Source organism: Variovorax sp. Sphag1AA, assembly GCF_014192575.1.
GTDB lineage: Bacteria > Pseudomonadota > Gammaproteobacteria > Burkholderiales > Burkholderiaceae_C > Variovorax.
The window spans coordinates 1-26685 of sequence record NZ_JACHYC010000008.1; the positions used below are offsets into that span (position 1 = coordinate 1).

At 64.9% G+C, this 26685-nt stretch carries 22 protein-coding genes; 9 read left to right on the top strand and 13 right to left on the bottom strand.

What is annotated here, in order from left to right:
• Nucleotides 1-174 precede the first annotated feature (174 nt).
• From FHW64_RS28075 to FHW64_RS28085, 3 genes are all read left to right on the top strand, one after another.
• Complete coding sequence (locus FHW64_RS28075) at nucleotides 175-567, top strand: VOC family protein (protein ID WP_184531544.1); 393 nt, start codon at nucleotides 175-177, stop codon at nucleotides 565-567.
• Entirely contained in the window at nucleotides 564-1478 is a 915-nt protein-coding gene (locus FHW64_RS28080) for a LysR family transcriptional regulator (protein ID WP_184531545.1), read from the top strand. The genes FHW64_RS28075 and FHW64_RS28080 overlap by 4 nt, the downstream gene beginning before the upstream one ends.
• Nucleotides 1479-1600: 122 nt before the next feature.
• Nucleotides 1601-2557, top strand: a complete 957-nt coding sequence (locus FHW64_RS28085; protein ID WP_184531546.1) for a tripartite tricarboxylate transporter substrate binding protein — start codon at nucleotides 1601-1603, stop codon at nucleotides 2555-2557.
• Here FHW64_RS28085 and FHW64_RS28090 read toward each other — a convergent pair.
• The gene (locus tag FHW64_RS28090) at nucleotides 2493-3272 is read right to left on the bottom strand and encodes an MBL fold metallo-hydrolase (RefSeq protein ID WP_184531547.1); all 780 of its coding nucleotides are present in this window, start codon (nucleotides 3270-3272) and stop codon (nucleotides 2493-2495) included. The two genes, FHW64_RS28085 and FHW64_RS28090, sit on opposite strands and share 65 nt — an antisense overlap.
• Before the next feature lie 84 nt (nucleotides 3273-3356).
• On the opposite strand from FHW64_RS28090, the gene FHW64_RS28095 reads away from it, so the two are divergent.
• Nucleotides 3357-3971, top strand: a complete 615-nt coding sequence (locus FHW64_RS28095; RefSeq protein ID WP_184531548.1) for an RNA polymerase sigma factor — start codon at nucleotides 3357-3359, stop codon at nucleotides 3969-3971.
• Entirely contained in the window at nucleotides 3968-4531 is a 564-nt protein-coding gene (locus tag FHW64_RS28100) for a hypothetical protein (protein WP_184531549.1), read from the top strand. The genes FHW64_RS28095 and FHW64_RS28100 overlap by 4 nt, the downstream gene beginning before the upstream one ends.
• Nucleotides 4532-4548: 17 nt before the next feature.
• Here FHW64_RS28100 and FHW64_RS28105 read toward each other — a convergent pair whose 3' ends face one another.
• Nucleotides 4549-5421: a hypothetical protein gene (locus FHW64_RS28105; RefSeq protein WP_184531550.1), complete on the bottom strand. Its 873-nt coding sequence runs from the start codon at nucleotides 5419-5421 to the stop codon at nucleotides 4549-4551.
• 111 nt (nucleotides 5422-5532) lie between these two features.
• Between FHW64_RS28105 and FHW64_RS28110 the strand changes: the two genes are divergently transcribed.
• A complete protein-coding gene (locus FHW64_RS28110) occupies nucleotides 5533-6186 on the top strand; it encodes a glutathione S-transferase family protein (RefSeq protein WP_184531551.1) in 654 nt (217 codons plus the stop codon).
• Between the two features lie 8 nt (nucleotides 6187-6194).
• Here the strand turns inward: FHW64_RS28110 and FHW64_RS28115 are convergent, their stop codons facing one another.
• From FHW64_RS28115 to FHW64_RS28165, 11 genes are all read right to left on the bottom strand, one after another.
• Nucleotides 6195-7064, bottom strand: a complete 870-nt coding sequence (locus FHW64_RS28115; protein ID WP_184531552.1) for an amino acid ABC transporter substrate-binding protein — start codon at nucleotides 7062-7064, stop codon at nucleotides 6195-6197.
• 134 nt (nucleotides 7065-7198) lie between these two features.
• Nucleotides 7199-7822: a hypothetical protein gene (locus FHW64_RS28120; RefSeq protein WP_184531553.1), complete on the bottom strand. Its 624-nt coding sequence runs from the start codon at nucleotides 7820-7822 to the stop codon at nucleotides 7199-7201.
• 24 nt (nucleotides 7823-7846) lie between these two features.
• Nucleotides 7847-9133, bottom strand: a complete 1287-nt coding sequence (locus FHW64_RS28125) for a hypothetical protein (protein WP_184531554.1) — start codon at nucleotides 9131-9133, stop codon at nucleotides 7847-7849.
• 225 nt (nucleotides 9134-9358) lie between these two features.
• Nucleotides 9359-11578, bottom strand: coding sequence for a response regulator (locus FHW64_RS28130; protein ID WP_311733380.1), 2220 nt, complete (start codon nucleotides 11576-11578; stop codon nucleotides 9359-9361).
• The gene (locus FHW64_RS28135) at nucleotides 11569-17325 is read right to left on the bottom strand and encodes a HAMP domain-containing protein (protein ID WP_184531556.1); all 5757 of its coding nucleotides are present in this window, start codon (nucleotides 17323-17325) and stop codon (nucleotides 11569-11571) included. The genes FHW64_RS28130 and FHW64_RS28135 overlap by 10 nt, the downstream gene beginning before the upstream one ends.
• A gap of 243 nt (nucleotides 17326-17568) precedes the next feature.
• Nucleotides 17569-18333 (bottom strand): alpha/beta fold hydrolase, encoded by a 765-nt coding sequence (locus FHW64_RS28140; RefSeq protein WP_184531557.1) that lies wholly within the window; start codon nucleotides 18331-18333, stop codon nucleotides 17569-17571.
• Nucleotides 18334-18403: 70 nt separating this feature from the next.
• Entirely contained in the window at nucleotides 18404-19219 is an 816-nt protein-coding gene (gene phnX / locus FHW64_RS28145) for a phosphonoacetaldehyde hydrolase (RefSeq protein ID WP_184531558.1), read from the bottom strand.
• A 15-nt stretch (nucleotides 19220-19234) separates the two neighbouring features.
• A complete protein-coding gene (locus FHW64_RS28150; protein ID WP_184531559.1) occupies nucleotides 19235-20359 on the bottom strand; it encodes a TIGR03364 family FAD-dependent oxidoreductase in 1125 nt (374 codons plus the stop codon).
• 17 nt (nucleotides 20360-20376) lie between these two features.
• Nucleotides 20377-22080 carry a putative 2-aminoethylphosphonate ABC transporter permease subunit gene (locus FHW64_RS28155; protein ID WP_184531560.1) on the bottom strand — a complete coding sequence of 568 codons (1704 nt, stop codon included), beginning with the start codon at nucleotides 22078-22080 and terminating at the stop codon, nucleotides 20377-20379.
• Between the two features lies 1 nt (nucleotide 22081).
• Nucleotides 22082-23176: a putative 2-aminoethylphosphonate ABC transporter ATP-binding protein gene (locus tag FHW64_RS28160; RefSeq protein ID WP_184532070.1), complete on the bottom strand. Its 1095-nt coding sequence runs from the start codon at nucleotides 23174-23176 to the stop codon at nucleotides 22082-22084.
• An 80-nt stretch (nucleotides 23177-23256) separates the two neighbouring features.
• Nucleotides 23257-24291, bottom strand: a complete 1035-nt coding sequence (locus FHW64_RS28165; RefSeq protein ID WP_184531561.1) for a putative 2-aminoethylphosphonate ABC transporter substrate-binding protein — start codon at nucleotides 24289-24291, stop codon at nucleotides 23257-23259.
• A 161-nt stretch (nucleotides 24292-24452) separates the two neighbouring features.
• Between FHW64_RS28165 and FHW64_RS28170 the strand changes: the two genes are divergently transcribed.
• Genes FHW64_RS28170 through FHW64_RS28180 form a run of 3 tightly spaced genes read left to right on the top strand, consistent with a single transcriptional unit; the run spans nucleotide 24453 to nucleotide 26628 of the window.
• On the top strand, nucleotides 24453-25190 hold the full coding sequence (locus FHW64_RS28170) for a phosphonate utilization associated transcriptional regulator (RefSeq protein WP_184531562.1): 738 nt from the start codon (nucleotides 24453-24455) through the stop codon (nucleotides 25188-25190).
• 11 nt (nucleotides 25191-25201) lie between these two features.
• Entirely contained in the window at nucleotides 25202-25759 is a 558-nt protein-coding gene (locus tag FHW64_RS28175; protein ID WP_184531563.1) for a phosphonate degradation HD-domain oxygenase, read from the top strand.
• Nucleotides 25756-26628, top strand: a complete 873-nt coding sequence (locus FHW64_RS28180) for an EamA family transporter (RefSeq protein ID WP_184531564.1) — start codon at nucleotides 25756-25758, stop codon at nucleotides 26626-26628. Before FHW64_RS28175 ends, FHW64_RS28180 begins: the two co-directional genes overlap by 4 nt.
• Nucleotides 26629-26685: the final 57 nt, after the last annotated feature.

Here is a 26685-nt window from a genome sequence, read left to right on the forward strand (position 1 = left end):
TGACCCCGAGTGAGTTCGTCAAAAAGAGGTCAGAGAACGAAGCCGGAAGCCGCCCGACTCCAGTTTAGAAATGACCGGATTCGGGGGAGACGTCAATTTTGCGCGCCGGGTCGATAGCACTCAATCAAAATGCGTCGATCACGATGTCGCAGCGAGGTCGATCCAGCTACCACCATGATCCAGCTCAACCACACCATCGTCTCGGCCCGCGATCCGCTGGCGTCCGCCACCTTCCTGTCCGAGATCCTGGGCTTCGGCGCGCCGGTGCCCTTCGGCCCCTTCCAGGGCGTGACGGTGGACAACGGCGTGACGCTCGACTACATCCGCGACGAGGGCGAATTCCCCGTCCAGCACTTCGCATTTCTCGTGAGCGAGGACGAGTTCGACGTGATCTTCGACCGCATCCGCGCTCGTGGCCTTTCCTACTGGGCTGATCCGCGCCACGAGCACGTGGGCCACATCAACCACAACGACGGCGGTCGAGGCGTCTACTGGGACGATCCCGACGGCCATGTGCTGGAACTGCTCACGCGTCCCTATGGCAGTGGCGGCCTCTCCAAGCAATGAAGGCCCTCGATTCGCTGAGGATCTTCGTCACCACGCAGAGGAAGGGCAGCCTCTCGGCGGCCGCCCGCAGCCTCAGCCTGTCGCCGGCCACGATCTCGCGTCGCATCAGTGCGCTCGAAGAGGAATTGGGCGTGCAACTGGTCGATCGCACCAGCCGCAACCTTAAGATGACCGAAGCCGGCCAGGCTTTCCTGGAGCGTGCCGAAGGCGTGCTGGAGGCCATGGCCGAGGCCGAGCAGGCGGCCCGCAATGCACGCCAGCGGCCCGAGGGACGCCTGCGCGTGCATTCGCGCACCCATATCGGCCTGCGTGTGGTGGCACCGCTCCTGCCGCGCTTCGCGCAGCGCTACCCGGACATCCGCGTGGAGATCGAACTGTCGGAGCACCCGGTCAATCTCGTCGAGCACGACTTCGACGTCGACATCCGCACCGGCGAATCGAACGACTCCGGGTTCGTCATCAAGCGGCTCCTGTCGAGCGATGAAGTGCTGGTCGCCAGCCCCGCGTTCGTCAAGACCTACTCGCGCATCAAGCACCCACGGGACCTGCCGGACGTGCGCTGCCTGACATACCGGAGGGAGCACGAGGCGATCTCGTGGAAGTACGTCGACGAGAACGGCGAGCAACAGGAGTTGCCCATCCAGGGCGTGCTGAGCGCCAACAACGGCGAACTGCTACGCCTGGCCGCGTTGGGCGGCATGGGCGTTGCGCTGCTGTCGGAGCCCACGGTGCGCAGCAACCTGCAGGACGGCTCGCTCGTGCGGCTGCTGCCGGACTATCGATTTGCGGTGCGGGCGTTTTCGAACGGCATCTTCGCGGTGTTCCGACAGAGCCAGGTGTTGCCGCTGAAGGTGCGGGCTTTCGTGGATTTCGTGGCGGAGGCGCTGCGGGACGAGCAGGCTCCGACCTAGCCCGGCCCTCGCGTTGTGCAGGACGCGGAAAGCATCTTTTCACTCCTTGCAGATCCCACGCCCGGCATGCGAACTAGACTGGATTCAGCGAGTCCGACACCGGACCGGAAACAGGAGACAAAGTGAGCTACCGGAAATTCATCGCGGGCCTCGTGATCGGGGCCTGTGCCGTCGGGTCTGCGCTGGCTCAGCAGCAGGTCACCCGCATCGTCGTTCCCTTCGCCGCCGGCGGCGGCACCGACCAGTACTGCCGCATCCTCGCCCAGGAGCTGAGCAAGCACGGGATGAACGTCATCATCGAGAACAAGCCCGGTGCGAGCGGCATCATCGCCGCCGACTACGTGGCGCGCGCCAAGCCGGACGGGCAGACGGTGCTGGTCTCGTCGATGGGAACGCTCGCGAGCAACGCCGTCCTGTACGACAAGCTGCCCTATGACCCGCAGAAGGACTTCGCGCCGGTCACGCAGATCGCCTACCAGCCGGCCATCATCGTGGGCCGCACCGACCTGCCGTACAAGAACATCAAGGAGATGGTCGAGTACGCGAAGAAGAACCCCGGCAAGATCAACCGCGGATCGCCCGGCGCGGCCATCCTGACTAACCTCGCGCCGATGGTGTTCGAGAAGAACGCCGGCATCACCGCGACGCACATTCCGTTCAACGGCGACGCACCCGCCCTGCAGGCGCTGCTGGGTGACCAGATCGACATCCATGGCACTTCGATCACCGGGTCGCTGCCCTACATCAAGTCCGGCAAGCTGCGCGTGCTTGGCGTGATGGATTCCAAGCGCCTGTCGCAGGTGCCCGATGCGCCCACCTTCAAGGAACAGGGCTACGACCTCGAAGCGACGCTCTGGTATTCGTTCTCGGTACCGGCCGGCACACCGAGGGCAGCGATCGACCGCCTGAACAAGGCCGTCAACCAGGTGATCGCCGATCCTGAATTCGTGGCCCGCGCCCGCACCATCGGCATGGAGCCGCGCGGCAGCACGCCGGAAGAGCTTTCAAAGTTCGTCAAGACCGAGTCCGAGCGCTGGCTGCCTGTGCTGCAGAGCCTGAACCTGCCGAAGGAGCACTGAGCGCCTCCCCCAGGTGCCGCAGCAGCGCGGCACCATCCCCCTCCCAGGCGCTTCCGTGCATCACCGCCATCACGCGCGGTGACTGCGCGGCCAGTGCCGCCAGCCGCTCCGCCGTCTGCGGGGCGTGCGCGAAATAGTCCATCTGCAGCCGGAACGCCTCGCTCGGGCCAAGGATGTCGGCGCTGGTCAGCGCCTTCTCGCTCGGCCCGCCTTGCGTGAAGAGATCGCCGCAGAACAGCGTGCGCGTGCGGGTGTCCATCATCAGCCCGCATTCCCAGCCGTGCGGCACATGGGGCATGTCGAACCAGCGGATCGTGTGGCTGCCCAGGTCGAGCTCCTCGCCATCGGCCATCGCGCGCGGCGGCCGGTCGGCCAGATCGGTCATCGAGACCATCGCCGCGACCTGACCGCAGAGCGGCACCGCCTGCGGCGCAACCGCCAGCAGCAGGTTCATCGCGCCGCACTCGTCGGCTTCCACATGCGACAGGCCGATGTAGCGCAGCCGCTCGATCGGCATCGCGCGCGCGATCGCCTCGCTCACCAGCGGGAAGAGCTGGCGCGGCCCGGTGTGAAAGAGCAAGGGCTCGTCATCCACCACCAGGTACTGGTTGAAGCTGAAGAGCTGGCCGTCGGGCAGCGGCACGGGCGTGTTGATGCGAAAGATGCCGGTGGCGATTTCCTGCACATTGGTGCCGGCGGCGGCGTTGGTGATCATGCGGGTCTCCTTGTGTCCGTGGGGTGAATGACCGCAGGTTGTGTCGTGACGCGCCCTGTCGTTACAGCCATCTGGAAATTCCGCGTGCGCGTCGCTAAGCTCGGCCCCATGTCGAACGCCGTGCGAGCGGAATCCGCGGAAACCGAGGCCGAGGTCAGGCTCGCCCTGCGCATTGCGGGCGCAGGCGCGGCGCGGGACGTCGAGGCCGAAGCGGCGCTCTACCGCCATCTCGCCCCGCGCGTGCGCCGATACGGGCTTCGCCACCTGCGCGATGCCTCGGCAGCGGACGACCTGATGCAGCAGGTGATGCTGCTCGTGCTCGATCAGCTCCGCACCGGCCGCGTCCGCGAGCCCGAGCGGGTGGTGTCCTTCATCTTCGGAAGCTGCCGCACGCTGGTGCTCGCGATGCATCGGAAGGAATCGCGCCGGGAAAGCCTGCTGGAGCGCCACGGCGAGATGCTGGCCACGCCGGAGATCGCCATCGCGCCGCGCCGCGACCACGAGCGCGTCGCCCGCTGCCTCGATGCGCTGCGCGAACGCGAGCGCAGCGTGCTCCTCATGAGCTTCTACGACGAGAAAGCTGCCGATGAGGTCGCGGGCGAACTGGGGCTCACCGCCGGCAACGTCCGAGTGATCCGCCATCGAGGCATCGCGCAATTGCGCCGATGCGTGGAAGGTGGCCGGGAGCTCACTGCATGAATGCCCCGCACCTCGACGAGCAGACGCTCCTGGCCTACTGGCTCGGCGAGACGGATGAAACGCAAACCGACGCTATCGACCTGCACCTGCTCGGCTGCGACCCCTGCGGCCGTACGCTGGACGACCTCGTCGCCCTCGGCGATGCGGTGCGCCGCGCGTTCGACCTTGGGCTGGTGCATGCCTTCGTGAGCGGGGCCTTCGTGCAGCGGCTGGTCGATGAGGGGCGGCGCGTGCGCGAATATCGCCTTGCGCACAACGGCAGTGTCAACTGCAGCGCCGCGCCGGAGGACGAAGTGCTGGTGGCCCGCATCGAGGCACCGCTGGCGGGTGTCGAACGCATCGATGCAGTGCTGCGTCTTTCGTTCGCTCAAGATGCCGAGTACCGCGCGGAAGACATCCCCTTCGACCCTGCGAGCGGCCAGATCCTCATGGTGCCGAAGATCGCGATCGTGCGCGGATTGCCCGCGCATGTGTTGACGGTGCGGTTGATCGCGCATGCCAACAGTGGGCAGAGCACGCTCGGCGAGTACACGCTAAATCACAGTCCGTGGGCCGGCTGAACGCCGGCATCTCCACGCTACCTTCGGGCCCCGGTCGCCGGCAGGTACTGCGCACCGCCCACGTGAAACTCGCCACCCGAAGCCTGGTGGATCGCAGTCCCGTGCCCTTCGACCCTGTACAGCCTCCATGCTGCCGGCGTACCACTGGTCAGAAACAATGCAATGGATTGATCATGGTGGCCCACCGATCCATCGAACCGCAGCTGGTCCGCATGAAATGCGGCCACCAGTCTGAAACCCATCTTCAAGAGCCTTTCCTTGAGCGACGGATAGCTGTCGCACAAGAGGCTTCGCCCGCTCGTCGCCTCGGCAACGAGTGCTTCGCGTTGCTCGTCGAGGGACTGCTGCATCTGCGCCGGCGTTCGCCCCTTTGCACCTTCCGCGATGAGGTAGGCGTCGAGGTTCGGGACGTAGCCTCCGCCATGCGGGGCGAGCCGATCGCCCCAGCGCTCGAAATGGCGATCGATGGCCTCGCGGCAATGCGCGCGGGCCAGCGCCTCGTTGGCGTTCGGCAACAGCAGCACATCGACCGCCGGCGGATTCCCAGGCTTCATATGGGCCAGGGAGGAAGGCGCGGCAATCGACCTCAGCCAAGCGCAGAACACGGTCGGTCGCATTGCCACGGCCGGTTGCCTCGCCTGAAGGATGACCGGCGAACGAACGCCGTCGATCACGCGAACCATCATCGCGAACTCGTAGTCGTGTTCGTACGCGGACAGTTCCGAGCTTCCCCACATCGACAACACGTGCTCTAGATGCGGCCCTACCCTGGCAAACAGCTCGGCCCGTGTATGGCAACCGCCGAGCGCGAAGGGATCTGAATGGGCAAGCACGAGGAAGCTCGCAAGCAGGATGACCCATGCCAACAACCAGCGCTGGAGCTTGCGCATGTTGCCCTCCTCGTCATGTCTTGTCGACAACCGGACGCATGCGCAACGTAGCACCGACCTCGATCTGCGTCATCATCCGGATGTGTGACCCTTCCTGCCGGAGACCTCAGCATGACTGTGACCATCACCGCATTCGAACGCTCACCTGATGGCGGCAAAGGCCTGGCGCGCGACACACGCGTCCGCTGGGCGCTCGAGGAAGCGGGCATTCCTTTCGAGGTCCGGCATGTTTCGTTCGCTGCGATGAAAGAGCCCGCCCATCTCGCGCTGCACCCTTTCGGCCAGATCCCCACTTACGAGGAAGGCGATCTCGTGCTGTTCGAGAGCGGAGCGATCGTGTTCCATATCGCCTCGCGACATGCCGGCCTGCTGCCGGACGACCCCAGCGCACGGGCACGCGCGATCACCTGGCTGTTTGCCGCTCTCAACACGGTGGAGCCGCCGATCCTCGAACTCTCGACCGCAAAGATCCTGGAGGGCGACAAGCCATGGAGCGAGGCGCGCATGCCTCTGGTCAAAGATCGCGTCCGCGCGCGGCTGGCGCAGCTCTCGGCGCATCTGGGCGACGCCGACTGGCTCGACGGAGCCTTCAGCGCGGGCGACCTCATGATGGTGTCGGTGCTGCTCAGGTCGCGGCCTTCGGGCATCCTGGACGAATATCCGAACCTGTCCGCCTATGTCGCACGCGGAGAAGCGCGGCCTGCGTACAAGCGGGCCTACGAGGCGCAACTACGCGATGCGATCGCGGCAGGCAGCCCCGGCTAGGTCCACCCTCACTCCGGCAGCGCGTTCAGCAGGTACACCGCCTCGATCAACGGCGAAGGCACGGTGCCGGGCGCGAAGGTCTGGCGGAACACGTTCACGATCTCGCCGCTGCGGTAGACCTCCGAGAGTGCCCGGTTCACTGCAAGGCGCATGTCCGGGTCGCGGCGCATCATCAGCGAATAGGTCTCCATCGAGAGGTAGTCGTCGCTCAGGCGCAGCGTGGTGCCCGCCGGCCCGCCCAGCACTTCGCCCACGAGGATGAGGCGATCCGTCGCATACGCATCGGCGCGGCCGTCGCGCACCGCAGCGATGCCGTCGGTATGCGTCTGGACCGTGACGAAGACCGGCACGATGCCGCGATCCGAGAGGCCCCTGAGTACCTTCTCCGTGGTCGACCCGGGAATCACTCCCACGCGCTTTCCGTTGAGGTCGACCGCGCGCGCGATCGGCTTGGAAGACAGCGACACATACGACGCGCCCTCGACCCAGATGGTGTTGCTGAAGTCGACCTGCCGCTCACGCCCGAGCGTGCGCGAGGTGCTTCCGCATTCGAGGTCGACGGTGCCATCGACCACCGCCGGAATGCGAGAGGCGACGGTCACCGGCACCCACTGCACGTCCAGCTTGGCAAGATTGAGTTGCGTCTTCAGGGAATTCGCGACGCGCTTGCAGAGCTCCACGGAATATCCGGTGGGCGCCCCGTCAGGCCCCCTGAAGGCGAATGGCTTTGCATCCTCCCGGAACCCCAGCTTGATCGTCTGCGTCTGGCTGATGCGGGCCAGCGTGTCCTTGGGCGTCGTGCCTGGAGGGTTTGCGCACGCACCCAGGAGCAAGGAGGTCAACAACAGCGGCAGAAGCGCCAGGAAGCGAGAGATCATTCGTTCGTCCTTCGTTGATGTGGCCGGCGCATTGTGGGGTGGGGGGCCGCGGTTTGGCAACGAGGAAGAATGCCTTGGTGCAACCCCGGGCGCCTACCCTGCCCGCCAATGAGCTACTTTCCGAACACAAGCACCTAAAGCTCGCAGGTGTCGTAGTTCGGGAGAGTCGTGCTGCTGCCCGAACGCGCCTTGTTGTATTGCATATAACGTGCCGCTCGTTGGCGCGTGTTCGCGGTCATGGCTTCGATCTTCTGACTGGGCCCAATGAATTCGGCGAACGGCTTGAATCTGATTGAGCCGCAGTGGTTGGAAGCCATCAGACCTTCGCCGACACGCTGCACGGCCGCTTTGTCCGTCAAGTCAACAAGCAGAGTCCCCTGCGTAGCGCGCGCATCCTGCATAAGTGCCTTGCGCTGCGGCTCGGTCACATTGAGCGTATTGATCCAAGCCTCGATGTCGTCGCGCACGCCGTTCTTGTTGGCGTCAGGCCCTGCGATGTCGGACGAGCGATCCAATGCCGGGTAGCCACCCTTTCGTTCCAGCAGTTCAATCTGCTGAGCGAGCGTCAGATTGCCCGCCGCGACGGGCGATGAGCCGGATGACGCGCTAGACGGCGGTTCGGACGAACTGCCGGCTGGGGACGTGGAGGCCCCCTCGCCCGTCCCGAAGAATCCAGAACCGCCGCCACTGCCACCACCGCAGGCTACAAGCGCTGTGGCCAAGAGAACACCACCGATAAACGATTTGAAAGATGTCATTTGATTCTTCTCCCTGTATTGAACCTAGAGCTTGCCGAGCACGGCCTGCACCATTCCGTTGATCTTTTCCCGCGCAGCGCGCGCCGTATCGAGATAGGTCCCGACCAAGGTGTGGCCGCTCAGATCGCTTTTGCTGATCGGCAGGTTGACGTTGTTCGACGCCACGGAGTTGATGCCCTGCACGCGCAGCCCATTGATGACCAGATCGATATCGGCCAGCAGGTGCTCACCGCGCAAGGTGGGCGAAGCCGGGGCTACATGGACGACATCGGCCGCGGTGCCCGGGTGGCTGCTACGAAGCCCGTCATAGGCGCTGTTGACGAAAAGATTTCCCTGTGAATGCGCGATGAGGACGAAGGAATAGTCCTCGTCGGCCAAGTCCCGGAGCTTTTGAAGCTGGCCCGCCACGTCTGCGGCGGTGGGCGGTTTGCTGAGCATCTGCGAATAGCCGCTGAACATCTGGCCGAGCGTGGCATTGAAGGTCGCATCGAACAGCCCGGCCAGAGCTGACGCCCCATTGCCCAATCCATTGAGCAGACGGGCCGTCAGCGAGTCGCCTTCTGCATGCTTGCCGGCGAGCAACTCCCAGTAGTGCTCCCAGCGGTTGTTGAGCACGCCATCGAGTTCCTTGCCGCGCTGGATGAAGACTTCGGCGATGTCTTGCAAAGCAGTGCTGCCGTTACCCGTACCTGTCTGGTTGTAGAAGCTTTCATACTGCAGTTTGGTGCCTTGGTATGTTGGCCCAATGAGTTCCTCTAGCGATTGAAGTCCGGCGCCCGCCTGCTTATCCGTATTCCACACCCCATTGAAGAACCCAACCACAATCGGCTTCCTCTTGATACACGAGCCGCTCTCCGGTTCCGGCTTGGTTCCCTCGGGGCAAACACACATCGCTTGGCTTGGATTTGTGTAGTCAAGGGTGATTCGTGACGCCCCTGAAGGCCTGGGCTTCATCAGCGGTACGGGCGAGCAATAAGCACCGATTGTCCAGTTCCATCCGGTATCCGGATTGCATGCCTCATCGGAGAACTGGCACGAAATCTGCGCGGGGCAAAAGCTCCAGGTCGTGCCAGCTATCCAGAGTCTGTCAGCATGAGCATTCATTTGCGCACAGACTTCGGGCCCAGAGGAGCCCATGATTTCGGGCGGCCACGACTTCTCGCGCAAAATGATTGGGTCAGCGTCGAAGGAAATAATATGCATCGCCGGCCATCTGACATCAGCCGCATGGCTGGCCGAACCATGCAATATGGAAAACGCCAGGATCAGCGCAGCGCCAATTACTCGGCCGCACTCACGTGCAGCGTTCAATCGATTTCTCAAAACACACTCCCTTTTCTGATTTCACTTCCCTGCCCGATTCCAGGACCGGCGCGACCGCGTGACAACGGCGCGAATCCTGAAATCACCGCCATCAAGACGACGATTTCAGGGCGGGCGGAAGCTTAGAGGAAGGCTCGGCGCGAAGGGGCTCTTGATCGCGCCGAATGTTCTTAGTGCGGCACCGCCGATCGGGCGGTGGGACCACGCGCAAGCTCAGGTATCTAGCGTCTGCGTGAACTTTTGGGTATCGAACTCCGCCACACCTGCGACTGATGCGACGACGCGCCCCCATTCGCGAATGCACGCCAGCAGCAGCTGCGCATCGGCAGGCTTGACGAAGTGCCTGTCGAATCCCGCATCGAGCGCCGCCTGTCGGTCCTCGGCTTGTCCGTAACCGGTGAGCGCGATCATCAGGACGCCTTGCCCCTGCGCCATGCTACGCATGCGCCGCGCGACCTCGTAGCCGTCGACCTTGGGCAGGCCGATATCGAGGATCACGACCGCGGGCTCGAAGTCGACGAAAACCGAAAGGCCCTGTTCGCCGTCGAGCGCCACGCGGACCTCATGGCCCTCGATGCGCAAAAGCGCCTCGATGCCTGCAGCGGCATCGAGGTTGTCGTCGACCAGCAGCACCTTGCGACGCGTCGCCTGTGGAACTGGCCCCGTTGCGATGCCGGTTTCGATCGCCAGTTCTTCCTTCGCGCACGGCAATCGCACCTTGAAGACGGAGCCCCGGTCCTTGCCCTCGCTGAATGCTTCGATGTCGCCGCCATGCAGATGCGTGAGCCGCCGCGCCAGCGTGAGTCCCACGCCGAGCCCGCCCTGTGCGCGGTCCAGCCCGCGCTGGCCTTGTGCAAAGAGATCGAAGATGCGCGGCAGCAGCTCGGCCTCGATGCCCATGCCCTGGTCGTGCACGGTGATCACGATCTCGTCGCCCTCGCGCCGTGCATGCAGCGCGATGGCCTTGCCGTCCGGGCTGTACTTGGATGCGTTGTGCAGCAGGTTCGAGATGACCTGCGTGAGCCGCGCCACGTCGCCGCGAAGCCACAGCGGCTCTTCCGGAACATGCACGCTCAGCGTCTGCCGGTGCCGCTCCACCGCCGCGCGCACCGTCTCGACGCTCTGCGCGACGAGATGCCGCAGTTCGAAGCCTTCGTACTTGAGGACGATCTTTCCCTCGCTGATGCGCGAGACATCCAGCAGCTCCTCGATGAGCCGCGTCATCTGGCGCGACTGGCGGCTCGCGACATCGATCGCCCAGGTGAGCTTGCCTTCGTTCGGCGCGATCCGGCGAATCACCTCGATCGCCGTGACGATGGACGCGAGCGGATTGCGCAACTCGTGCGACATCATCGCGAGGAACTCGTCCTTTCTGCGGCTGGCCAGTTGCAGTTCCTGCTGGGCCAGCTGCCGCTCGACGATCTCCCGCTGCAGCAGACCATAGAGGCGCGCATTCTCGAAGGCCACCGACGCACGCGCGGCCACCTCGCCCAGCATGCCGGCAGCGATGGCACGCGGCCAGGCGCGACCTTCGTCGAGCGCGACCCAGAGTGCGCCCAGACAGCGTTCACCGGCCACGAACGGCACCGCGGCCATCCATGCCCACTGCAGATCGGCACGCCCTTCGCGCGCCGCATCGACTTCGATGGCGTGGCCAGAGGCGATGACCTTCCGGAGCATCGCTTCGACCGCAGGCTCCAGCACGGCGTCCGAGTCTGTATCCGTACGCACGCGCACGCCGCCATCGACCTCTTCGGCTAGGCACCAGCCATCAACCTCCGATTCCGCATCGATCAGCCGCACCACCGCCCTGCAACCGAATGCCGGCACCAGCAGTTCGACCAACTGAGCCATCGCCCGGTCGATCTCCAGCGTCCCACCAAGCGTGCGGCTCGCATGCGCGAGGAAGGCGGAGCGCCGGTCGTTCTCTTCCGCGACGCGGCGCGCGGCTTCGGCCGCCATCACCGCGGCGCGGTTGTCCGCCTGCAGCTGCACCTGCCGCTTCATCTGGTAGAGCGACACGAACACGCCGACCTTGCTGCGCAGCACCTCCGGCACTACCGGCGAGATGATGAAGTCGACCGCGCCGAGCGAGTAGCCCCGCGCGCTTTGCACCTCGTCCCAGTAGGAGGTGATGAAGATGATCGGCGTGTAGGCCGACCGCCGGTGCTTGCGGATCAGTGCCGCGGTCTCGAAGCCGTCCAGGTCCGGCATGTTGACGTCGAGCAGGATTACGGCGAACTCGCGCTTCAGGATCTCGCGCAGCGCCTCCGCGCCCGAACGCACTGCCACGAGGTTCTGGCCGAGTTCCTCCAGCACCGTGCGGAAGACGAGCAGTTTCTCCGGCAGGTCGTCCACGATGAGGATGTCGACCGGCTCCGCCGCATCGTCGGGCGACGGCACCATCGCGCCGTTCGAAGGGTCTAGTGGCACAGCCAGCCTCGCAGCACGACCAGCAGGTGGGCAGTCTCCACCGGCTTCGAGAGATAGTCCCAGGCGCCGGCCTCGATGCACTTCTCGCGGTCACCCTTCATGGCCTTCGCGGTCACCGCGATCAGCGGCAGGTGCTTGCCGCGCGGCAACTTGCGCAGCGCGCGCATGGTCTCCATGCCGTCCATCTCCGGCATCATGATGTCCATCAGCACCACGTCGATGTCCGGATCGTCCTGGACCTGCCGGATCGCGTCGCGGCCGTTCTCCGCCGAGACGATCGACATGCCCTGCTCGTCGAGCACCGCAGCCAGCGCGAAGATGTTGCGGATGTCGTCGTCGACGATCAGCACCTTCTTGCCCGCGAGCGTACGCGCGGTGTCGCTGATCGCATCCACCGCGGCTCTCTCGGCCTCCGACATCACTGCAATGCCGCGATGCAGGAAGAAGGTGGTCGCGTCGATCAGCCGGTCAAGCGATTGCGCAACGCACAGGGCCGGCACGTTGGGCCCTGGCTCCCAGCCTGGCAGCGTGCCGCCTTCGGGGTTGAACAGAATCACCGGCAACTGCCGTGCAGGCGAGCGATCCTCGGCGAACTCCGCCATGTCACCACGATGGAAGTCCACCACCGAACCATCGGTGACCAGGCAATCCACATCGCTGCGCACCAGCTCTTGCCGCAGTCGGCCGATGGAATCTGCCATCACTACCTGCACGTCGCCGCCCAGTGCAGCCACATAGCTGTCACGCAGGTCCGAGGGCTTCATCGCGAGGACCATCCGGCGAGTGCCCGAGCGGAGGAATTCGCGAAGATCCGCCAGCGCCGTATCGACCATGTCGATGGACTGCAGCGGCTTCGCGAGGAAGCCGACCGCGCCCGATCCGAGTGCGCGTTCGCGCGAATCGTCAGTGGAGACCACCAGCACCGGGATGTGCCGCGTGGCGAGATCGGCCTTCAGCCGCTCCAGGATGCGCCAGCCCTCCATATCCGGCAGGAAGATGTCGAGCGTGATGACCACCGGCCGGTAGTCCCGGGTGAGCCCCAGCGCATCTGCGCCGCTCGCGCTCACCAGCCCCTTGAAGCCTGCGCGGCGCGCCGACTGCAGCAGCATCTTCGAGAACGCGAGGTCGTTCTCCACGATCAGCGCGACCCGGTCACCCGGGAGGATGTTGCCGCGATCGTCATCGGCGACATTGACCTCGAAGTCATGCGCATCGTTCGCCGGTTCCCTGGCGGTCACGACCGGTTCCGTGTCGATGCGCCTGCGCATTTCCACCTGCTCACGTTCGGCGCGCGGCAGCGTCTCCGGCTCGGCGGGCGCGCTGCGGCTGGTGCGCACGCTGCGCGACGGGCTGTAGTTCTGCGGCAGATAGAGCGTGAAGGTGCTGCCCTGCGACGGCACGCTCTTCAGCCGGATCTCGCCGCCGAGCAGTCGCGCCAGCTCGCGACTGATCGCCAGGCCGAGACCGGTGCCGCCGTACTTGCGCGATGTCGATCCGTCCGCCTGCTGGAAGGCCTCGAAGATGATCTGCTGCTTGTCGGCGGAGATGCCGATGCCGGTGTCCGACACCGCGAACGCCACCACGCTGCTTGCGCGGTTGAGCTCCTCGTTGTCGCGCGACCAGCCACTGTCTACCGTCGAGACCGACAGCGACACCGCGCCTTGATGGGTGAACTTGAAGGCGTTGGAGAGCAGGTTCTTGATGATCTGCTGCAGCCGCTTCGCATCGGTGACCAGGGTCTCGGGCAGCGGCTGCGGCGCGACGATCTCGAAGCCCACGTGGCGCGACTCGGCCACATGACGGAAGCTGCGTTCGACCGAACGCTGCAGGTCGTCGAGCCGAAGTTCGCTCACTTCGACCGCGACGGTGCCCGACTCGATCTTCGACAGGTCGAGGATGTCGTTGATGAGCATCAGCAGGTCATTGCCCGACAGGTGGATCGTCTTCGCGAACTCCACCTGCTTGGTCGTGAGGTTGCCGCCCGTGTTCTTGCAGAGCTGGTCGGACAGGATCAACAGGCTGTTGAGTGGCGTGCGCAGCTCGTGCGACATGTTCGCGAGGAACTCGGACTTGTACTTCGAGGTAAGCGCGAGCTGCTCGGCCTTTTCCTCCAGCGCCTGCCGGGCCTGCTCGACCTCGCGGTTCTTGCGCTCCACTTCCTGGTTCTGGTGCACCAGCAGGCGCGCCTTCTCCTGCAGCTCCTCGTTGGTCTGTTGCAGTTCGAGCTGCCGGCTTTGCAGCTCTTCGGCGAGCGACTGGGATTGCGTGAGCAAGTCCTCGGTCCGCATGTTGGCGGCGATCGTGTTGATCACGATGCCGATCGATTCGGTCAGCTGGTCGAGGAAGGCCTGGTGCGAGGGGTTGAAGCGCTCCAGCGATGCGAGCTCCATCACGCCGCGTACCTCGCCTTCAAAAACGATCGGCAGCACGATCACGTCCATCGCCGCACTCTCGCTGAGGCCGGTCGCGATGCGGAAGGCCGGATTGGCGACATTGGTCAACAGGATCTTCGACTTCTCGACCGCGCATTGGCCCACCAGGCCCTGTCCCAGTTCGATCTCCTTGCCATGCGCGTCCTGTCCGCCCGAGGCATAGCTCGCGAACAGCTTGAGCTTGGGCGTGCCGCCCACATTGGTGAGCACGTAGAACTCGGCCTGCTGCGCACCGACCACCGGTGCGAGCTCGGACAGGATGAGCTGGCCGACCGTCAGCAGGTCCTTCTGCCCCTGCAGCATGCGGCTGAACTTCGCGAGGTTGGTCTTGAGCCAGTCCTGCTCGGTGTTCTTCTGGATGTTGTCGCGCAGGTTGCGGATCATCTCGTTGATCGTGTCCTTGAGCGCGGCCACTTCGCCCTGCGCCTCGACCGCAATCGACCGCGTGAGGTTGCCCTGCGTCACCGCCGTCGCCACTTCGGCGATCGCGCGCACCTGCGTGGTGAGGTTCGCAGCGAGCTGGTTGACGTTCTCGGTCAGCCCCTTCCAGGTACCGGCCGCGCCGGGCACCTTGGCCTGTCCGCCGAGCTTGCCTTCGACCCCCACTTCCCGCGCGACGGTGGTCACCTGGTCGGCGAAGGTCGCGAGCGTGTCGGTCATGTTGTTGATGGTCTCTGCCAGCGCGGCGATTTCGCCCTTCGCCTCCACCGTCAGCTTCTGCTTGAGGTCGCCGTCCGCAACCGCGGTCACCACCTTTGCGATACCGCGCACCTGACCCGTCAGATTGCCCGCCATGAAGTTCACGTTATCGGTGAGGTCCTTCCAGGTGCCCGACACGCCCTTGACCTCCGCCTGGCCGCCGAGCCGGCCTTCGGTGCCGACCTCGCGCGCCACGCGCGTCACTTCGGCGGCGAAGGACGAGAGCTGGTCCACCATGGTGTTGATCGTCGCCTTCAGTTCGAGGATCTCGCCTTTCACATCGACCGTGATCTTCTTGGAGAGGTCGCCCGCGGCAACGGCCTTGGTCACGTCCGCAATGTTGCGCACCTGCGAGGTGAGGTTCGACGCCATCAGGTTCACCGAATCGGTGAGGTCCTTCCAGGTACCCGCCACACCCTGCACGTCGGCCTGCCCACCCAGCTTGCCTTCCGTGCCCACCTCACGCGCCACACGCGTGACTTCGGCGGCGAAGGAGTTGAGCGTGTCCACCATCGTGTTGACGGTGTTCTTCAGTTCGAGGATCTCGCCCTTCACGTCCACCGTGATCTTCTTGGAGAGGTCGCCCGCAGCAACCGCCTTCGTCACGTCCGCGATGTTGCGAACCTGCGAGGTGAGGTTCGACGCCATCGAGTTCACCGATTCGGTGAGGTCCTTCCATGTGCCGGCGACGCCCTGCACGTCGGCCTGACCGCCCAGCTTGCCTTCGGTGCCCACTTCGCGTGCCACGCGCGTCACTTCGGCGGCGAAGGATGAGAGCTGATCCACCATCGTGTTGATGGTGTTCTTGAGTTCGAGCACCTCGCCCTTGGCATCCACCGTGATCTTCTTGCCGAGGTCGCCGGCCGCCACGGCCGTCGTCACTTCAGCCACGTTGCGCACCTGCGAGGTGAGGTTGCCGGCCATGAAGTTCACCGATTCGGTGAGGTCCTTCCAGGTGCCGGCCACGCCCTGCACGTCGGCCTGGCCGCCCAGCTTGCCTTCGGTGCCCACTTCGCGCGCCACCCGCGTCACTTCGGCCGCGAATGAATTGAGCGTGTCCACCATCGTGTTGATGGTTGCCTTCAGTTCAAGGATCTCGCCCTTCACGTCCACCGTGATCTTCTTGGAGAGGTCGCCCGCAGCCACCGCCTTCGTCACATCCGCGATGTTGCGCACCTGGCTCGTGAGGTTCGAGGCCATGGAGTTGACCGAATTCGTCAAGTCCTTCCAGGTGCCCGCCACCCCCTGCACGTCGGCCTGCCCGCCCAGCTTGCCCTCGGTGCCCACTTCGCGCGCCACGCGCGTCACTTCGGCCGCGAACGACCGGAGCTGGTCGACCATGCTGTTGATCGTGTTCTTCAGTTCGGAGATCTCGCCCTTCACGTCCACCGTGATCTTCTTGGAGAGATCGCCCGCCGCCACGGCCGTGGTCACTTCCGCGATATTGCGTACCTGCGAAGTGAGATTGCCCGCCATGAAGTTCACCGATTCGGTGAGGTCCTTCCAGGTACCGGCCACACCCTGCACATCGGCCTGACCGCCCAGCTTGCCTTCGGTGCCCACTTCGCGCGCCACGCGCGTCACTTCGGCAGCGAACGAGCGAAGCTGGTCCACCATCGTGTTGACCGTGTTCTTCAACTCGAGGATCTCGCCCTTCACGTCGACCGTGATCTTCTTGGAGAGATCGCCCGCCGCAACGGCCTTCGTCACGTCCGCGATGTTGCGCACCTGGCTGGTGAGATTGCCGGCCATCGAGTTGACCGAATCGGTCAAGTCCTTCCAGGTGCCGGACACGCCTTCGACGCGTGCCTGGCCGCCTAGCGAGCCTTCGGTGCCCACCTCGCGCGCCACCCGCGTCACCTCCGACGCAAAGGAGCGGAGCTGGTCCACCATCGTGTTGATCGTGTTCTTGAGCGTGAGGAACTCGCCCTTCACGTCCACATCGATCTTCTTCGAGAGATCGCCCTTCGCCACTGCAGTGGTCACGTCCGCGATGTTCCGCACCTGGTCCGTGAGGTTGCCGGCCATCGAGTTCACGGAGTCGGTCAGGTCCTTCCACGTGCCCGCAACGCCCTTGACCTTGGCCTGCCCGCCCAGCTTTCCTTCGGTGCCCACTTCGCGCGCCACGCGCGTCACTTCGGCGGAGAAATCGCCGAGCTGCTCCACCATCTTGTTGATGGTCTTCGCGGTCCGCAGGAACTCGCCTTCGAGCTCACGGCCATCGACATCGAGCGCCATGCTCTTCGACAGATCGCCCTGCGCGACAGCGCCGATCACACGTGCGACTTCGGTCGTCGGGTGCACGAGGTCATCGATCAGCGCGTTCACGCATTCGATCGATTCGCCCCAGAAGCCGCGTGTCTCCGCCATCACCGCGCGCTGCTTGAGCTTGCCTTCGCGCCCCACCACCTTGCGCAGGCGAACGAGCTCGGAAGCGAGTGCGGCGTTCTGCTCGACCACGTCGTTGAAGACCTCGGCCACCTTGCCGGAGATGCCGGTCCAGTGCATCGGCAAACGCGCCTTGGAGTCGCCCTTGCGGAGACGGGTCAACGCTTCGAGAAGCAGCTCGAGCTCATCCACCGAGGCCACGAACGGAATCTTTTCAACCGCTTGCATGCTGAACCACCTTTGAGTGCGGAGAGACATCGCGGACTGCCTGTCTCTTCAGCAATGGAGGGCTTCGGACAGCGTCTGCGTCCGGCGGCCTTTATCCCGGCCGCAGGATGCCAACTGGCACTATCACGCATGCGTGTTGAGTTCGCAACGGGGGTTCTTGGGGCTTTGGCGCGTGCCCCACTCGACGGTACAGCGACGTAGGAATCGGCTGACGCGAACCGGCTGAATCGTCCGACCCGCTGACTACGTCGTGGCGCCTTCGCGCGCCGCGACCCAGTCCCATACCCGCGTCGGCGCCTCGACCATCACGTTGTGGCCGCAGGGACCGAGGTCCGACGCGTCGGCATCGATCGCACGGAGTTGATCCATCGTCACCAGCGCATCGTTGGCAGCGCGACCGAGATGCACTGGGCAACGCGCCAGCCTGAACAACTCTGCCGTCGGCGGCTTGCCCACGCCGTGCGCACGCGGGTTCATCGCGAGGCGCCAGCCGTCGGCGTCCTGCTGCACGCCGCGTCGCGCGACCGGTGATTGGGCGTCAACGAGGCCGACGAGGCCGGAGACCTTGAGGTAGCGGTCCCAGGCCTCTTCCTCTGCAGCGAACTTCTTCGCAGGTCGAGAGGCGAGCGCCTCCATGCCGCGCAACTCGTCTTCGGTCCACGCGACCTTGATGCCCGCGCCGAAGACCCGATGCGGCACCACGCCGAACCAGCCCGTCGCAAGTGCGAGCGCGATCACGCCACCGAGCGAATGCCCGAGCACCACCAGCCGGCCTGCGGGATCGACATGCGGCAACACCGCGCGCGCAACGCTCGCAGCGTACTGACCGATTGCGTAGGAGTCCTGAGTGCCGGATTCGCCATGGCCCGGCAGGTCCATCGCGATCCATCGACCGCGCCAGCGCGCGCCGGCCTGCGCGCACATCGGCGACCACACCGCCGCCGTGGCGCCCAGGCCGTGAAGCATGACCAGCAGGTCCGGGCCTTCCCCGCCTTGTTCGATGTACATCGCGTTGCCTCCTTCATGTCGATTGAAGCGCGCGAGATTACCCGACGATCGGCGGCCTCCGAAAGCGCCCTCAGGGCCTTTCGCCGCGAGCCAGGCGTGCGTCGATGTCGTCGAGCACCGGCATCAGGTCGGCCACGCTGTCGATCACGTAGTGCGCACCGGCGGCTTTCAGTTCGGCAGTCGCGCGATCGCGCACCACTTGCTGGCCCGCGGCATCGAGCGCTTGCCACCCGGCGAGCGTGAGGCCGGCGGCGTTGCCGCTGATCGACAGGCCGATGGACCAGGTCCCCGCGTTGATGCCTTCCTGCACGCCGACGCCGGTGTCGTCGACCTTGACGACCGTGTATGGCGGCCACACCCCGATGTCGGCGAAAGTGCGATACATCATGAGCGGCGTCGGCCGGCCTGCAACGAGATCGCCGGCGCACACGAGGTTGTCCGGCACATAGCCCCCGTCGGCCGCGATCTTCGTGACCACGTCCATGATCGGCCGGTTGTACCCGGTGGTCGATCCGATCTTCAGGCCGCGTGCACGCGCCGCCTTCACCGCGTCCAGCGCGCCGGGAATGAAATCGCAGAAGTCCGGCACGACCGCTGCATTCATCGGCGTGAAGACGTCATACAGATGATCGATGTCCGCATGGGTGAAGGCCTTGCCGTTCTTCGCCTCCCACTGCGCGGCGACGCGCGGCAGTTCGCTCAGCGCCTTGATGTGGTCCCACTTGGCGAGGCCCATCGGTCCGCGCGCTTCTGCAATGCTGATCTCGATGCCGAACTTCTCGAAGAGGCGCACGAAGGCGCCCATCGGTGCGCAGGAACCGAAGTCGATGATGGTGCCGGCCCAGTCGAAGACGACGGCCTGGAGTTTGTCTTGATGTTGGTTCATGGTGTGCAGTACTGGCTACCAGCCGGCGAAGACTTCCTCGGCGATGCCGAAGGCAGTGCTGGCGCCGGTGCCGCTGGTCACGATCACGAGGCGCGTTGCGGCGTCGGGCGCATCGATGAGGCAGTCGGTCGTCGGTGATGAGGGATAGGTGCCGACCCAGCGATGGGTCACGGTGTAGTCGGGCAGATTCAGCGTCTCCTGCATGTGGCGCAGGATGAGGTCGTCGACCCGCGCGTCCGCAAAGGGCTCGACCACGGGACCGTAATGGTGCGAATCGCCGACCACCAACGAGCCGTCGGCACTCTGGACCACGATCAGGTGGATGCCGTTGGCGAGCGATTCGCCCTCTTCGGCTTCCAGCTGCGCGCGCAACGCCTTGGCTGCAGGCAGCTCGCTGTAGCCAAGGTATCGCACCAGGCTCAGGTCGGCCATCACCGACCCTGGCAGCCGGAAGCCTTCCGGCGGCCGCACGCGCAGCATGTGGAGCTGGCAGAGGCGCAGTCGATGCGTCGCGAGGCGCTCGGCAAAGAGCCCGCCGAGTTCGATGTTCGTGCACACCGCGACGCGATCCGCATGCAGCGTGGCGCGCGAGGTGCGAACCCGCGGCGTCGCAACTTCAAGCACTTGTTCGCCGAAGCGGAAAGTCACGCCTTTGGCCTCGGCGAGCCACTTGGCGAGCAGGCCGATTGCAGTGCGCGATTCGACTCGCGCTTCATGCGGGCTGTAGAGCACTGCCTGCGCGCCGTCCAGCCGGAGCGTCGGCGCTCGGCGCGCAGCTTCGTCGATGCCCAGCAGCTCGCAGCCTTCGGCCATGGCCGTGCCCATGAACTCTTCGAGCACGGTCAGCGCCTTCGGGCGAAATGCCGTGAGGTAGAGCCCGCGATGAATGACGTCGATGCCCGTCTGGGGCGCGACGTCGCCCCAGACTTCGCGCGCGCGGCGTGCACGCCGCCAGGTGTCGCCCGCGCCCTGCCCGGTCACCGTGACGAAGCCGAAGTTGCGGATGGACGCGCCGATGCATGCGGCGTCCTTGTCCACCACGCACACCTTGAGGCCGCGCTGGACGGCGGTGTACGCATGCGCCAGGCCGACGATGCCGGCGCCGACGACGATCAGATCGAAGTTCGTTGTGTTGCTCATGTCTTTCTGGAAGTGGCTCAGCGTTGCCGCCATGCCTGTGTGCGGCGCTCCACCCAGCGTCCCGCGAGCAGGTAGAGCAGCGTGACGACCGTCGAAGTGGCGGCGATCAGCACCGCCATCGCAGCGGCTGCGCCGATCTCGCCCGCCTCGTCGAGATTGAGAATGGCTACCGAAGCCAGCTTGGTGTCCGGCGAATAGAGGAAGACGACCGCCGAGATCGTGGTCATCGCATTGATAAAGAAGTAGCGCGACACGTCGAGCAGCACCGGCAGGCAGATCGGCAGCGTCACGCGCCGCAGCGTGACGTGGAACGGCACCTTCAGGGACGCCGACACCGCCTCGAATTCCGCATCGATCGCCTTCAGTGCCGTCACCATGGTCAGATGCCCCGTGGTGTAGAAGTGCACGACGGTGCAGAGGATGAGGATCGCCATCGTCTGGTACAGCCCATTGAGCGGATTGCCCGGCGCATTGAAGAAGAAGATGTAGCCGAGTCCCAGCACCAGTCCCGGCACAGCCATCGGCAGCATGGCCATCAGCCGCACGATAGGGCGCGCCCAATCCATGCCGCGCGTCTTCTCCAGCAGATAGGCCCCGACAAACACCACTGCCGTGCCGAACACTGCGGTACCGGCAGCCAGCTTCAGGCTGTTGATGACCGAATCACCAAGCTCCGCGTCCACGATGCCTGCGATGTAGTGGGTCAGGCTCGGCGTCAGGTTGTAGGGCCACAGAGTGACGAACGACGCGAACACGGCCATCCCGAACATCGCAATCATCAGCGCGCAGACGAAGAGGCAGAAGCCGGTCATCGCCGCATCGAAGCCGCGTGATGGCCGGGGCACGTAGGCCACCGCGCGCGCGGTCAGCATCGCGGTCTGCTTGCGCTGCACGAAATGATCGACCGCGAAGGTGATGGCCGCGGGCGCAAGCAGCAGCAGCGCGACCACCGCGCCACGCTGGAAGTCCTGCTGGCCGATCACCAGCTTGAACACGTCGGTCGCCAGCACGTTGAAGTTGCCGCCCACCACCTTCGGAATGCCGAAGTCGGTGATGACGAGCGTGAACACCACCAGCGCAGCGGAGATCAACCCGTACTTCGCACCCGGCAGCGTGATCGTGAAGAAGCGCCGGACGGTCGAGGTGCCCATCGCATCTGCAGCTTCGTACAGCCGTGCATCGGCCAGCGACAACGCAGTGACGAGGATCATCAGCGCATGCGGAAAGGTCGCGAAGCATTCAGCCAGCACAATGCCCGACGGCCCGTAGATGCCCGGGAAGCCGAGCGCCCGCCAGAACTCCTTGGCCACGCCCTGGTTGCCGAACCAGTAGATCAGCGAGATGGCCGACAGCAGGGAAGGCGCGAGCAGCGGCAGCAGCGTGATGCTGCGCAGCAGCCCCTTGGCCGGCATGCAGCTTCGCGTGAGTGCGTAGGCAAAGGCAAAGGCGAGCGGGATGACGACCAGCGTCACCATCATCGATACCCACACGCTGTTCCAGAGGCTGTTCAGCAGCGCCGGGGAAGACAGATACGACGCGAAGTTCGCCCAGCCGGTGCGAGCCTCATTGCCCTGCACCGCCTGCGAGAGGATCGCCCCCAGCGGAAAGACCAGCCCGATGAGCAGAAACGCAGCGACCACCAGCAGCGCGACATGCGCCGCGCGTTCGCTCCAGTGCACGTGCAGACGCGCCGCGCGCGCCTCGTGAAGAACCGCAGCCATCTCAGGCCCCGTTTCGCGGGAAGACGCGCAGCCGGTCGGTGCGCAGCGCGAAGTCCAGGCGATGGCCTTCACGCACGTTGAACTCGTCCATCTGGTTAAGCGAGAACTGCAGTTGCAGCGGCATGCCGGGGAGGCACTCGGCATCGACTTCCGCGAGGCAGTTGCCGCCGAGGAACTCGATCCGCTTCACCATGCCCGAGCAGCGGTCGGGATGGTCCGCGCCGGGACTGAGCATCAAACGGTCCTCTGGGCGCAGGTAGAGCATCACTTCCTGGCCGGCCTTGTAGGCCGCACCCTGCCCGTCTTCGCAGCGCAGCTTCATCTTTCCGCAAGCGAATGAACGATCGCCTTCAGCCACCGCGGGCAGACGGTTCACCTTGCCGACGAATCCGGCCACGAACGGCGACGCCGGTTCGCGATACACCTCCATGGGCGTGCCGACCTGTTCGATCACACCGTGGTTCATCACCACGAGTCGATCGGCCACCGAGAGCGCCTCTTCCTGGTCGTGCGTGACCATGATGGTGGTCACGCCCAACTCGCGTTGCAACGCATGGATCTCGTTGCGCAGATGCACGCGCACGATCGCGTCGAGTGCAGAGAGCGGTTCGTCCAGCAACAGCAGCCCCGGCGACGTCGCGAGCGCACGTGCAAGCGCCACGCGCTGCTGCTGGCCGCCGGACATCTGCGCCGGGTACTTGCCGCCGCTGCCGGGCAGGCCGACGAGGTTCAGCAGTTCTTCCACGCGCGCCTTGACCTGCGCCCTGGGCTCGTGCCGATTTACCAGCCCGTAGCCCACGTTCTCGGCAATCGTCAGGTTGGGAAAGAGCGCATAGGACTGGAACACGATCCCGTAGTCGCGATCCGGCGGCGGCAGCAGCGAGATGTCGCGGCCGTCCTGCCAGAGCCGGCCGCTGCTCTGCACTTCGAGCCCCGCGATGATGCGCAGCAGCGTCGTCTTGCCGCAGCCCGACGGGCCGAGGAAGCAGACGAACTCGCCGCGACGGATCGCGAGGTCGATGTGCTCCAGCGCCGTGAAAGCGCCAAAGCGCTTGTGCACGCCCTCGATGCGCAGATAGGTGTCGTTCGGGTCCATCCTGGCTCCTGACTGGAACGCAGAGAGCGCCGGCGTACCGGCGCTGCGCTCCACGCCGAAGGCGCGCGCCGGTACGAGCCTCACTTCTTCGCCTCGCTCTTGGAGTCGTAGCGCTTCGTCCATTCGGCGAGGATGCGCTCGCGGTTCACTGCCGACTTCTCGAAGTCCATCTTGATCAAGCGCGCTTCGTAGTCATCCGGGATGTTTGCGAGCTTGGGCGCCACGCCGGGCTGCGCCGTGATCGCGAAGTTCTTGCCGTACAGCAGCATCGCGTCCTTGGACGAAGCCCAGTCAGCGAGCTTCTTCGCAGCCTCTTCCTTCTTCGTGCCCTTGTAGATCGCGAAGCCTTCGAGGTCCCAGCCGAGGCCTTCCTTCGGGAAGACGAGTTCGATCGGCGCGCCCTTGGCCTTGTTGGTGTGGCCGCGGTATTCGAAGGAGATGCCTGCGACGTACTCGCCCGCGGCGGCCATGTTGCAGGGCTTGGAGCCGGAGTGCGTGTACTGCGCGATGTTCTCGTGCAGCGCATCCATGTACTTCCAGCCGCCGCCCTTGCCGTTCTCGTCGCCCCACATCTGCAGCCAGGCCGCCACGTCGAAGTAGCCGGTGCCGGACGAAGCCGGGTTCGGCATCACGATCTGGCCCTTGTACTCGGGCTTGAGCAGGTCTTTCCAGGTGGTCGGCACCGGGATGTTCTTCTTCTTGGCCTCGACGGTGTTGAAGCACACCGTCGCGCCGAACACGTCCATGCCCCACCATGCCGGCGGCGACTTCTTGTCGCGGTACTGCGGCATGATCGCGTCGAGATTCAGAGGCGCATACGGCTCCAGCATGCCGTTCTTCTCGAAGAGCGCCAGGCTCGACGCAGCCACGCCCCAGATGACGTCCGCCTGCGGGTTCGCCTTTTCGGCCAGCAGCTTGGCGGTGATCACGCCAGTCGAATCACGCACCCACTTGATGTCGATGTTCGGATTGACCTTGTTGAAAGCTTCCTGATAGGCCTTGAGCTGGTCCGTTTCCAGTGCGGTGTAGACGGTCAGTTGGGTCTTCTGGGCCAGTGCGCCGGTTGCGCAGGTCAGGCCGATCAGCGCGGCCACGATAGTTTTTGCGTAGTGCATGTGCGAGCTCCTCGAACAAAAGGTGGGCCGAAATGTGCCGGGCGAAGAAGTCATCCTCGTGACATATCCGCGTAGCAAAATCGGGGCCAGTCGCTTAGCTTTGTCTATCGTCGATTGCAGATCGTAGACAATCTGCACCCGGCAACGTACAGTTTTTACCCATGCCCGGCAAGAAGATTTCTCCTCACCCCGCCATCGCCCAGCTTCAGTGCAACTCGCTCGCGAACCTGGTGCAAACCGAAATCGAACGCTTGATCCTCGCGGGCGATCTCCCTTCTGGTGCGAAGCTCACCGAGTCCACACTCGCCGACCAGCTCGGGGTTTCTCGAGGGCCCATTCGAGAAGCCTTCCGGATGCTGGAAGAAGCAGGTCTCGTGCGCACCGAGAAGAACCGCGGCGTCTTCGTGCGCGACATACCGATCGACGAGGCGATGCAGATCTTCGAGGTGCGCGCGGCGATGGATCTCTACGTCGGCCGCAAGCTCGCGCAATCGCTCAACACCACGCAGGTCAAGGAATTGCGCCAGCTGGTCGATGCGATGGATCAGGCAGTGAAGACCGAGAACGCGCAGGACTACCACCGCTTCAATCTCAAGTTCCACGACCGCCTGCTCGAACTCGCTGGCAACGACAAGCTGCTCGCGACCTACCGCAAGCTGGTCAACGAGCTGTCCCTCTTCCGCCGGCAGAACCTCACCAAGGAATCGATGGCGATCTATTCGCGCGAGCATCGGCAGATCGTGAAGGCAATTGCCGCTGGCGACGCGGACGCCGCCGGGCAGGCGATGTTCCAGCACGTGATGAACAGCCGCGACCGCACCTTGCGCAATCACGAACAGAAGCTCGCCGAATCCGCCGCCACCTCGACCGCGGCATCGCGTCAACCTGCACTGGCCTGAAAGCGAACGCCGTGGCACTCACGCTCGACGACATCGAATCCCTGTTCCGCAAGAAGGGTGACGCCCAGTACAGCGGCGAACCGGTCAGCCAGCTCGAACACGCATTGCAAAGCGCGCACCTCGCCGAAGAGGACGGCGCGGACGACGAACTCGTCACCGCCGCCTTGCTGCACGATCTCGGCCACCTGCTGAACGATCAGGGCGAGACGCCGTCGCTGCGCGGCATCGACGACCTGCACCAGTTCTTTGCCCTGCCTTTTCTGCGCGGCGTGTTCTCCGATCGCGTGCTCGATGCGATCCGATGGCACGTGGACGCCAAGCGCTATCTGTGCGCAACGCGACCCGCGTACTGGGCGGCTCTGTCAGACGACTCCAAGCGCAGCCTGGTGCTGCAAGGCGGCGTGTTCTCTGCTGAAGAGGCAAGCGAATTCATCGGCCGCCCACACGCCGAAGATGCGGTCCGCCTGCGTCTGTGGGACGACAAGGCCAAGAAGAGCAACCACGCCACGCCCGATCTCGCGCACTACCTGACCCGAGCCCAGCGCTGCATGACAGGCGCAGCCGCGTGACACTCACCGGCCCCATCGTGCTGGCGGTGCTGTTCGGCGCACTGCTGCATGCGAGCTGGAATGCGCTGATCAAGTCCGCACCCGACAAGTCGCTTGATACCGCGCTCATTCACAGCCTGGGCTTCGTCGTCGCGGTGCCGCTGCTGTCCATCACCGGCCTGCCCCCGCCGGCGGCGTGGCCCTACATCATCACCTCGACGCTGGTCCATATCGGCTACTACATCGCGCTCGCGGGCGCCTACAAGCACGGGGATCTCAGCCTCACCTATCCGCTGATGCGTGGCTGCGCCCCACTGCTCGTTGCTCTCAGCAGCCATGCGGTGATCGGCGAAGCGATCTCTCCCGTCGCGTGGGGCGGCGTCGCGGCCATCTGCACAGGCGTGATCCTGCTCGGCCTTTCGCCCGCGAGCCTGCACGCAGCCGATGGGCATCGCGGCAAGGCGGTGCGCTACGCGCTGAGCAACGCCGCGATCATCGCGGTCTACACCATCGTGGATGGCCTCGGCGTACGCGCGTCGGGCAACCCAGCGGCCTATCTCGCGGCGCTTTTCCTCTTCGACGGCATTCCCTACATGCTGCTGGTGATGTGGCGTCGACGCGGCGCCGGACAGGGACGCGCCGCGCTGGCGTACATGGCCGGGCGCTGGAAGATCGCGTGCATCGGCATGCTGGCCTCCGTCGGCAGCTACGGTATTGCGCTCTGGGCCATGACGCGTGCACCTGTCGCTGCGGTCGCGGCACTGCGCGAAACCTCGGTGCTCTTTGCGGCGGTTATCGGCACGCTCTGGCTGCGCGAGGCGTTCGGACGCCATCGGGCAGCGGGCACCGCGGTGCTCGTGGCGGGCGTGATTGCGCTTCGTTTCGGTTGAAGACGAAACAACTCTCCCAGCTTTCTCCCGATTCATTGGTCAGGATCGCGTGCGCGC